The 9,951-nt window shown below is 46.7% G+C and carries 8 protein-coding genes and 3 pseudogenes; 3 read left to right on the forward strand and 8 right to left on the reverse strand.

Translation table 11 applies throughout. From position 1 onward, the window contains the following. Positions 1–284 precede the first annotated feature (284 nt). The 3 genes and pseudogenes from NDI54_RS21200 to NDI54_RS21210 form a co-directional block, all read left to right on the forward strand. A complete protein-coding gene (locus tag NDI54_RS21200; RefSeq protein WP_310898301.1) occupies positions 285–1,511 on the forward strand; it encodes a glycosyltransferase family 4 protein in 1,227 nt (408 codons plus the stop codon). 53 nt (positions 1,512–1,564) lie between these two features. Next, positions 1,565–3,397: an asparagine synthetase B family protein gene (locus NDI54_RS21205; RefSeq protein ID WP_310898302.1), complete on the forward strand. Its 1,833-nt coding sequence runs from the start codon at positions 1,565–1,567 to the stop codon at positions 3,395–3,397. Between the two features lie 107 nt (positions 3,398–3,504). After that, positions 3,505–4,025 (forward strand): annotated as a pseudogene (locus NDI54_RS21210) (IS5/IS1182 family transposase); the annotation flags it as partial. A gap of 29 nt (positions 4,026–4,054) precedes the next feature. Here NDI54_RS21210 and NDI54_RS21215 read toward each other — a convergent pair. The 8 genes and pseudogenes from NDI54_RS21215 to NDI54_RS21245 all read right to left on the reverse strand — a co-directional run. Then, positions 4,055–4,336, reverse strand: a complete 282-nt coding sequence (locus NDI54_RS21215) for an FkbM family methyltransferase (protein ID WP_310898303.1) — start codon at positions 4,334–4,336, stop codon at positions 4,055–4,057. Next, positions 4,330–4,836 carry an FkbM family methyltransferase gene (locus NDI54_RS21220; protein ID WP_310898304.1) on the reverse strand — a complete coding sequence of 169 codons (507 nt, stop codon included), beginning with the start codon at positions 4,834–4,836 and terminating at the stop codon, positions 4,330–4,332. Before NDI54_RS21220 ends, NDI54_RS21215 begins: the two co-directional genes overlap by 7 nt. Positions 4,837–4,888: 52 nt before the next feature. After that, positions 4,889–5,830, reverse strand: coding sequence for a hypothetical protein (locus NDI54_RS21225; protein ID WP_310898305.1), 942 nt, complete (start codon positions 5,828–5,830; stop codon positions 4,889–4,891). Between the two features lie 347 nt (positions 5,831–6,177). Next, a pseudogene (locus NDI54_RS21505) lies at positions 6,178–6,327 on the reverse strand (hypothetical protein); the annotation flags it as partial. Positions 6,328–6,375: 48 nt separating this feature from the next. Then, on the reverse strand, positions 6,376–6,582 hold the full coding sequence (locus NDI54_RS21230; protein ID WP_310898306.1) for a hypothetical protein: 207 nt from the start codon (positions 6,580–6,582) through the stop codon (positions 6,376–6,378). Positions 6,583–6,590: 8 nt separating this feature from the next. Then, positions 6,591–8,372, reverse strand: coding sequence for a hypothetical protein (locus tag NDI54_RS21235; protein WP_310898307.1), 1,782 nt, complete (start codon positions 8,370–8,372; stop codon positions 6,591–6,593). Between the two features lie 487 nt (positions 8,373–8,859). Continuing rightward, on the reverse strand, positions 8,860–9,558 hold the full coding sequence (locus NDI54_RS21240) for a hypothetical protein (RefSeq protein WP_310898308.1): 699 nt from the start codon (positions 9,556–9,558) through the stop codon (positions 8,860–8,862). Between the two features lie 61 nt (positions 9,559–9,619). Then, positions 9,620–9,826 (reverse strand): annotated as a pseudogene (locus tag NDI54_RS21245) (IS5/IS1182 family transposase); the annotation flags it as partial. Between the last annotated feature and the right edge of the window lie 125 nt (positions 9,827–9,951).

Raw genomic sequence — 9,951 nt, forward strand, 5'->3', positions numbered from 1 at the left:
GACTCGGCTTCTTTCGCACACGGACCAGTCAACACGACGTGCTCTAAGGCACGGAATAGCGGTCGGTCTCTTGCGCCCCATGTCTTAATTCACGCTCTCATGGCGTAGCAGCGTTTCCATCGAGTCAACACGGCAGATGAAAGCACTATCGAATCCTAATAGTGGATCTACATAAATTGAATTTCCCTAGAAATCATGACCAGTTGTATCGAGATGGAACTTAGCCTGTATTGATATATGAGAGATGGACTATACCTAAGTACACCGAGTAACCTCTAGTATGTATGGACTTAGATGTTGGTTTTGTTCCTGTAGGTCGACCAGGCCATGGTGGACCAGGATCGGTTCAAACTTCTTCACTCCTAATCCGAGAAATGTCTAAATATTTCAATTTGACTATTTATGTAATCTCGAATGAAAGTGTAGAGAGAGACCATCTTCCTGCAAAAGAACGTGTCGATTATGTAATAAGAGATGGTTTAAATATAACACCACATCCACTTCATAACAAGATGAAGGAAGTCTCATCACTCATCCCCCAGCTAAAATCGCATGATCTTATTCATTCCTACTGTTCAGAATATATAAAACAACTGTCTGTAATCGATACACCTACACTAGTGACTCTTAACTCATACCGCCCTATCTGTCCGAAGGAAGATCTGCGATATTTGAACAAAAAAAAGTGTAGTGGTCCATCCATGACAAAATGCATATCATGTGTAACTCGCAGTGCCGTAGATCGTAGTCAAGGATTTAAAGGGGAACTGAAATCATATTATACCTCAATCTATCAGTTGAACCTTAGTAGAGAAACGATCGAGTCTAAGAGAGATATTACTTCATATCATGCTCTATCTCCCCATCTAAAACAGGACTATGAATCACTGGGCTTTCCAGGTACCTCAATTAAGGTAATTCCTCATTTTTATAATGAACAGTTCTATCAGCCAAAACAATCTGCAAACATTAATCAAAAATCACCCACAATCCTATCTGTTGGGAGATTGGAAGAGAAGAAGGGCGTTCAGACTCTCATAGAGTCGATTCCTAAAATGAAATCGATGGGATATCAGCCAAGTGTGAAAATAGTTGGTGATGGATCCTATGAAAGAAAGCTCCATTCTCTCGCTGAGTCTTTGAACGTTGAACAGGAGATCGAATGGCTCGGATTTGTCGATTATAATGAACTTCCAGATATTTATTCATCCTCTGATCTGTTTGTGTATCCAGGTCTTTGGGATGAACCATTTGGAAGAGTATTTTTAGAAGCACTAGCAAGCCAATTACCGATTGTTGCTTCAAACGTAGGTAGTGTTGAGTACATAATTGGTGATGCAGGTCGTACATTCGTCCCCGGAGTATCGGAGGATTTGGCCTCCAAATTTGATTCATTAATTCAGGATTATGAATATCACTATAATTCGATTGGAGATGAGTTATCTCGATTCAAGAGAGAAAGAATAATAGACAAATTCAGAAAACATTATCGTAAAGTAGCCACTCATTGACAACAGATGGTAACTGAAAATAGATTTTCCATGGTACATGGTGGCAGCGCACTATGACTGGTATCTGTGGCATTTTTAATCCTGAAGGCATAAATACAGAATATCATCCAGATAATCTTTTGCTAGACAGTCAATATCAATCTAAGTTCGAAGATGGAATGATCTCTGCTCATTTAATTTCTTATGAAAACAGCCATCAACCAGCTCAAGTGGGTGATAGTGATTATTATATAATGGCACTCGGGGATATTTACGGATATAGGAAGACAAACTCAGAATATATTTCAAAACAAGACGAGTGTGAAAATATGTCCGATTCCGAATTTTGCGCAATACTATTTGAAAAATATGGATTAGAATTTTATGAAGATCTAAATAGCGAATTTGTTATAGCCGTATATAATCAAAAAAATAAAGAATTGTATTTAGTTACTGATCGGCTTGGTTCATGGCCAATATACACCTATGAAAAAGAAGGTGATATTTTATTCTCTACTAACTTACAGGATCTCGCTCGTCAGAAGCAAGTTAATACCAAGATAATCCCAGAATATCTGCAATTTTATACGTCATATGGATATGTACCCGGAATCAGAACTCCTCTCAAGAATATTGATCAGCTCCCTCCAGGTAGTATTTCAACACTCAACTCAGAAAGTAAAGACAGTCAAAGCTACTGGGAACCAGAGTATACCCCAGAAGATCGTGACCCAGAGAAAACGTCAAAAATACTACACAACTTAATTACCCAAATACTGAAAGATAGACTTAATTCTGATCAAGATGTTGGAATGCTACTAAGTGGTGGGAGTGACTCACGACTACTTTTACAGGCTATGCCGTTTTCGGTGGATTGTTATCATATGAATGACTGGAAAAATCAAGAATATAAGACTGCTAAAAAAGTTTCTGAGTTAACCAATAACGATTTCATATTTTTGAAAAGAAAGAGCTCGTATCATGAAGACCTTCTTGAAAGGTATGCTGCCCTCCATGAGTTTATAAGTGAATTTCATCAAGCCCATGCTGGCGGGTTTGACCAGATATTGAGGGAAGAAACCGATGTATTGGTGACTGGATTATATGCAGATACCTTCTTAAAAGGTCATTTTTTACCCACACGATCTATAAATACTCCATTAGGACCAGTTGACTTTCCACTGTTGAAGAATATCACAGATATTGATGATTTTGTTGAGTGTGAAAGCAGGCGCTCTAATGGCTTCGTTCGATCAGAGAAAACCGTTCAAGAGATAATTAAGCTAGAAACTAAACGTACACCAGATGGGATTGAATATTTTGGAGTTGAATATCCTTCGTTAGAGTCTTTGATATTGTCTAAGAACTTTTATCCATTGACGAATCAACCAGATTCACTCTTCCAACAGAATCTGCACCAGTTACAGAGGACTCATTTCCCAATGATCGATAATCGATTAGTCGACTTCGCACTCACTATTCCGTTTAGCGAACTCTTAAAAAATCCGCCAGTTAACCGCGCTCTTTCACAGAATGCTCCCGACATAGCTAGCTTCCCACATCCAGAGACCGGAGTTTCCCTCAAAAAACCGTTTTATTTCCATTATCTTTCGAAGTATATAGGATATCTGAAGGAAAAATTTTCTGAGTCTGAATATCCGGAACGGTACTATACGGATAGTGCTTGGAGAGATACTTCAGGTTATATTCGTGAGTCAAACTTAGTTGAACAGAAATTACATGAGCATGATACATTATTGTCTGAATCAAGTTATCTTTGCAAAGAAGAGATCTTAGGAGCAGAAGAAAAGCATAGTAATGGAGAAGACCTTAGTTCAGAGTTATACCGCATCCTGAGTATCCTTGAAATGCCTCTTTTATCTGAATTGAACCAAAAACCCGAATAAGCTATATTTAATTCAAATTTTAATTATTATACATTCTATATATTTACTTCGTTAATCTCTGAGATCCTGAAGAGAACTATTGTGGACTAGAAGTGTAATCTGACGAGATGAAGGCCCTCCCGAAGTCGCAGATTCTCCGTTTTACTGAGAAGGCGATCAATCTCGCCCGCCGAGCAGTCTATCGGTACTCCTCAAAATTTTCTAAGCAACTCTATACACTCCCACAGCACGTTGTTCTGCTCTGTCTCAAAGTTCGGAAGAACACGACCTATCGTGGCCTGCTCGACAAATTAATCGAGATGCTACGTATCCGTCGTGTTCTCGGCCTAGCCGAACTTCCTACGCCATCAACGCTCTGTAAGGCGTTTGACCGGCTTGATATGGCTGTATGGCGTGTTATCTTGGTTCTCTCAGCCACGATACTTCCGACGAGCGGCGTTGTTGGAGTTGATGCGTCAGGATTCGACCGCAGTCACGCTTCGAAACACTACACGAAACGACCGAACTCACAATTCAGCAGCTCAAAGTAACATTGCTGATCGATACGAAAGTCAACGCAATTTTCGATCTCCACGTAACGGCGACACGAAAACACGATAGCCAGATCGCCCCATCTTTGATCAGAAGAAAGAATGCTGTTGTACATCCTGGGTGGTGCTAATCGACTCGTTTTGCTTTCACGTGTTTTTCATCTGGCCGCGAGCCGATTGTTGTCAACTGATACCCGAAGTCTTGAATTCGCTCTTCGATCTTACTGACTGTCGAGCCAAAATCGTCCACCGATGGACGACCAACCTTCGGTTTATGTAACTCAAGATAAACTGCTCGACAGTCCTCGTTGGCGAGGATTTCTTCCATGCCGTCAATAACGAGAGGCTCTGCGCCTTCCACGTCAATTTTTACCACATTCGGCTGAGGCGCCTCGTTATTATTTACCATACTGTCTCAACAGTCACACCCTCTGATGAGAATTGATTAGATAATGATTCCGGATCAAGGTCCATCTCCCCATCAGTATCCGAGAGTGCGACTTCATGAATTGTTGGAGACAGACCATTACGCCGTGTGTTTTGCTTCAACGTGGTGATTGCCGGCCTGAGCGGTTCAAATTCGACAAGCGTGATAGATCCCTTGGAAAGACCCGCAAAACACGAATGAAATCCAACGTTTGCACCCACGTCCCAGAATACATCATCTTCCTCCATCTCATCGGTCATGTCCGCGACCATCTCGCTCTCCATATTATTGAACAACTCAATTGCCGCAGAACGGGCCCCGTGCGTTACGAATTCTGCTTGAATCTCGTTTATCTCAATAGCACGGTAGCCTTGAATCCGGTAATATTCTATCCTAGCTAATTCAAGAATATACCGGGTTCCTGCATCAACCAGAGATAAGACGCCATCGTTCCTAAGTTTTTCAACTGCAGCAGATATCATAGCTCTCCTTTCATACTCGTCTCCCTAATATGTTCCTCCACGAACTACGCCATCATCGGGCCTTGTAGTTCTTCTCGAAGTAGCAGTTCGCGACCGACCCCGACGGAGTAACCGAGGTGAACTGGTCGAACAGCCCGCCGCGGCAGGTGAGCTTGTTCTTCGATACTTCTGACTCGTAGAGGTTCGTACAGAAAATATCGACAACTGGACCGTCTCCAGAGAGGTCGAGGTTAGTATTCCCCCAATACAGCTGGATTTTGCTCATATCGAGCGACCAAATCGAGTCAGGCGTCGAGATCTCGATGGCGGGCGCGGCTTCGGGACGCACGTTCCACTCGCCGAATCGCAGATTCGTATTCGTCCCACTCGATGCAACCAGCGAGAGGACCTGGTTGACGCCGCTTCCCGAAATGTCCGTGATGGTGACGTCCTCGAAGAAGTCACCGTCAAGGTCGAACGCGACCCCACCGATATTATCCAGCGTGACGCCATCCACGTTCAGGATTTTCGGGTCGAGGGCGTGAACAACGCTCCCGCCGATTTCCGAGAAAGTAGTTCCGTCGACGGTCAGCTGCGTCGTCATCTCCGTATCGACAGCGTTCCCGTCGATGCGCTCCCACCGCCCGCCATCAATAATTACATGATCGACGTTGATCGCACGGTTGACGATACCGTCCTCTGCGGTATTAGAGACGTGGCAGTTTAATAGCTCGACGAGGTGGCCGCCCCAACCAGTCAGTTTCACCAGTGCGTCAGTGCCGTGGTTGTGGTCTTGGAGCGTCGACCCGTCCAGAGTCAGCTCTTGGACGTCGCCTTCGGCGTAGACGAAGTTGCTGAAACCGTTGAGTTCGTTCCCGCTGGCTTCCATCTCCACGTCGTTCGGGTGGAGGTTGAACACCGACGCCTGCGGCCCGACGTAGACCGAGTACTGGGAGTACGAGATGTTCCCACCCTTCGATGATGATTTGGTGGCTCTGTCCGCTGCTGCTGTCACCCTTGAAATGGACGCCGCTCGTCACACAGCCCCACGCGCTCGTGTTGGGGAGGCTGACGTTGTGGACGTACGGTCCGAATTGGAGGCCGTGATTGAGGTGGCTGAACAGACACTTCGAGAACGTCGGCTGAAGGACCTTCCCGATGTGGAAGCCGACGCCCGAATTCGTCGTTTCGGGATAGATGCGCAGCCCCTCGATGATCGGCTGCATTTCTGTCTCCGCATTGTCGAGGGGTCTGGTTGTCTCGCACCGTGCGATTCGTGTCGAGGTTACCGACCATCTCGAATGCCCGACCGCCACCAGTGGCGTTGATGATCCAGCAGTTGTTGCCCTCGACTTTCGCCACTTACTCGACGGTCATTGATACTTTCGAGGCGACGCGGTACCGCTGTCCGCCAGAGAACGAGAGGACGTGCTGTTCGCCGTCGGGAATGCTGTCGACAGCGGTCTGGATGGCGGCAGCGTCGTCTGTCGACCCGTCACCTTCTGCGCCGAACGCATCGACGTGGACTTTCGGGAGGTTTTCTGTCGATAGGTAGCCTTCTCAGACAAGAAGGATTAGAGGCAATAGTATGTAAACTAGTAAAGTTAGAGCTGCAAATGCTATTATGACTCCACCAAAGCCGTATTCAGCCCCATAATATGGCGTCTGATAAATAACACCGGCAAAAACTCCTGAGGATAGAATTAATGGCCAATGATTTTCCCTATCACCGCGAAGTCTTTGTTCAATACGTCTGACCAGGTTCATGTTCGGAATCAGTTATTTTCAATATAGTATGTGTCGACTTCACCGTTTGCGTAAATTTTAGCGATGTCAGAGTCCTTAGAGAGCCGGTCTAACCCCTGTTCGTGAGGTTGACTTTCATAGAACCGTGAGACACGCCACTGGTCTCGCTCGCTGATGGGGATATATACTTGGCCGTTAAGATCTAGTTCGCCTGTTTGGCCGTATTCCTCCAATTGTGTATCGAAAGCCGTTGGAAGGAAAGCTCCTGAATTCACCACATCATCTCGCTCGTGAAGTCCTCTCATGCCCAGTAAATAGCTCCCAAAGCGATGCTGATCCAGTGTGTAGCCGTTGATTTCTCCAGATCCCTTTTCAGATATCACCCAGTCCATCCCGGAAATGTCCTGATCGGTTGCTTGTGGTGTGGATGAATACGTAACTGGGGACGGGAAAATTAGCAGTAGACCCACGCTCGCACAAATCACTAAGGCGGCTACCGACAGGCGCCGGGCCCGGTAATCATAAGTAGCGATACGTGCGAGCGGGATTGCAAAAATAACGACAAGTAGAGGAACCGGCCGTGTAATTCCGACGTTGAGTATATTTGCGACTGCGTTTCCTGCCAATAGGGCCCCAGAGCCGATCAACCAAGCAAAGATCAACCCATCGCGAGACAAATCGAGATTATATCTGTCCTCCTGATACAGTCTAAATAGAGACCAAAGCCCCCAAGTACCAATCATAATGAGTGCGAGCAAGGCGCCGCCGTATACGAGCGCATAGTTACGCAGAAGGTACTCGGTTCTACTAACTCCCGATTTGAGCAAGCTTTGTGGGTTTCCTCCACTAACAGCACCCCCACGATAGTCGTTCGCGAAAAATTCACCGGGGCTTAGAATCAGGTTTAATGCCCGTTCAAATGTGAGTGCAACGGCGGGTTGGGCTTTGATGATGATCCAGTAACTGAAAATAATCGAAACAACGAGGACAGCTAACGCCAGACTTAGCCGCCTCGGTCTATTCACGAGAGGGTTGAACAAACGGTTGAGCTCACTACTGGAAACAGCGTAGTAGATAGCAAACATTCCGAGAATGGCGATAAATACCACAGGGTGCAGAAAGGCGATCGCTAGAAGGATCGGGAAAGAGAGAATAGTCCAAGAGATACTGTTCAAGCGGACACCCCGAGACAATACCGCGAGACCAAACGGAATAAAGAGAACTGTACTAAAGTACGGTTTATAATATGTGTATCCCCCAGTATCAAAACCGAGTGACAGAATAAATGCAAACGGAACCAGCATCGCGATTTTAGCCGATATCGTATCATATTGGTTTACAAGAAGGCCAACTCCAGCAAGTAGGGCACCGAAGTATATTAGCGGTTGAAGCATCGCAGCATCCCGGAGCTCAATGTCGAGGATCATCGAGATCTGCGCCACTAGAACGTGACTGAGTGGGTACTTGTTACTTACAAAAAAATGTCCAGACTGTAGGATATCTCGCGAATGTCCGAGGTGATAAAGTGTGTCAGTACCGTAGCCAAAAATCCCGGAAATAAACAGCAGTGGAAAACTCAGCAGCAACCCTGTGATCACAGTAAGGGATACGATCGAGGCCTCAAATTCCTCGCTTTGGAGTGTAAGATAGAAAAAAAGCAGAAAACCGACAGCGATCATAAGCGAAAGTGGAAATAGGGCCTGTGGTATCGAATAGACACGTCCAATCTCCATTTGCGAGAGGGTAAAAACAGTAAGACCAAATAGTAGAAAGGAGGCAGATAAAATCGATTTCCCCGCTCGCGAAAACATACCTGTTTCTCAAACGGGTTCATACAAAAATCATTTGATGGGTTGCAGGGTCACACGAACAGGTCAAACACGTCGGCCTCCCAATTGACTTCAACATTCGAGGCTGCCGTAGCATACGCGTTTTGGACCGAGAGCGTGATTGATGAGCTATCTCGGGCCGTATATCCAACTATCGTGCCGGCGGCTCCCGCGGTCAGGTTAATTGTGTCCGTCCTACCCGTCACACCGTGCTGGAAACGTCCCCGGCAGAGAAGGATCCAACGCCCGTATTATGCGTTTTCAGCCCTTGCTCGACCAATCTTTGGCAATATTATCATCAATTTCAGATCGGAATGTCTCCATCGATCGCCGTGCCGGCCACGGTGTTGCCGCTGGTGGTGCCAAAGTGTATGTCCTTGATGGTTATCCGGTTTGGGTCGCTATCGTTGAAGTCGAGGAATACACCCGCGGTCGCGGTGTCCTGTCCGTCGATGCGGGTGCCGCGAATCTACACGTCGTAACCGTTAGTGTCGGGTTGGACATAACCGCCGTACTCGCCCACGTTATCGGCAACCGTGTTTATCACCCGACCCTGCCGGTCTACCGTGAAGCCCCGGTCGAAGCTCGATACTGGAGACGGGCTGGGATACATGTGAACCAGCGAAATCTGACAGTTCACAGCCGTAGCGATAAGTCCGGTCTCGAACCCGTGGATGATGTTAAAGTTGTATTCTCCGTCAATAATGTCGTTCTCGTTTTGAACACCAACAGAATCAGCGGCACCGGCGTCGCTTACGACGTGGGTGTACTCTACGGTAGGTTCGGCACTATACAGTTCCTCTGCCTCCGTGTCAATGCCGACGAACTTGCTGTAAATATCCGCATGAGAAATCCGAGTGTGCTCTCGTTGTAGGACCTTGGTGCCGCCGTCGAGATTGTTCTTAACCGATACCCCGAAAATCTCGCTGCTCTTTCCGAGATCGACGAGCGGGTCAGCACTCCCCTCGATTACGGAGCCCGAGACGATGTTGAGGTTAGAGCCGATCGTGCCCCAGCCGGTGAGCATCTGTCCCTGAGGAACACGAAGCGTCGAGTTGATGCCGGTTAGGTGCCCCGAGACGCGGATGGGACCGCCGTTGCTGGCGTCGATTTTCGCCTGTGCTGTTGCAGCGTCGTCGCCAGAGTGCAGTACGGGCTGTCCGTTCAATTCCTCCTTTTCAGCGACCGACTGTTTCAGGTGTGTATATATCTGAAGAATAGAATTTCAATAGACCCGCTAATTGAAGAGTTTGACGGATGCGTGGCATCTCGGTTAATTCGTCGAGCAGGCCACGATAGATCGTGTCCTTCCGAACTTCGAGACACAGTAGAACGACGTGTTGAGGAAGTGTATAGCGGTGTTTAGAGAATTTCGAGGAGTATCAGGAGGCAGCTCGCCGTGCCAGATGGATTGCCTTCTCAGTAAACCGAAGAATTGGCTCTGTAGTTTCGCTAGCCGCGACAGCTACGACTGCGTTATCTTGGTAGAAAGCGAAGAGACAGATTGGTTTGACATCCGAAATCCGCCTCTTCACCCGTGTTACGGTCGCTAAGTCTAAAT

The organism is Haloarcula terrestris (genome assembly GCF_031624315.1).
GTDB lineage: Archaea > Halobacteriota > Halobacteria > Halobacteriales > Haloarculaceae > Haloarcula > Haloarcula terrestris.

Bases quoted from the DNA above. Each gene is read 5' to 3' on its own strand.
- NDI54_RS21230 (WP_310898306.1), bottom strand. From the start codon at position 6,582: ATGAACCTGGTCAGACGTATTGAACAAAGACTTCGCGGTGATAGGGAA.
- NDI54_RS21220 (WP_310898304.1), bottom strand. From the start codon at position 4,836: ATGATATCTGCTGCAGTTGAAAAACTTAGGAACGATGGCGTCTTATCT.
- NDI54_RS21205 (WP_310898302.1), top strand. From the start codon at position 1,565: ATGACTGGTATCTGTGGCATTTTTAATCCTGAAGGCATAAATACAGAA.
- NDI54_RS21200 (WP_310898301.1), top strand. From the start codon at position 285: ATGGACTTAGATGTTGGTTTTGTTCCTGTAGGTCGACCAGGCCATGGT.
- NDI54_RS21235 (WP_310898307.1), bottom strand. From the start codon at position 8,372: ATGTTTTCGCGAGCGGGGAAATCGATTTTATCTGCCTCCTTTCTACTA.
- NDI54_RS21215 (WP_310898303.1), bottom strand. From the start codon at position 4,336: ATGGTAAATAATAACGAGGCGCCTCAGCCGAATGTGGTAAAAATTGAC.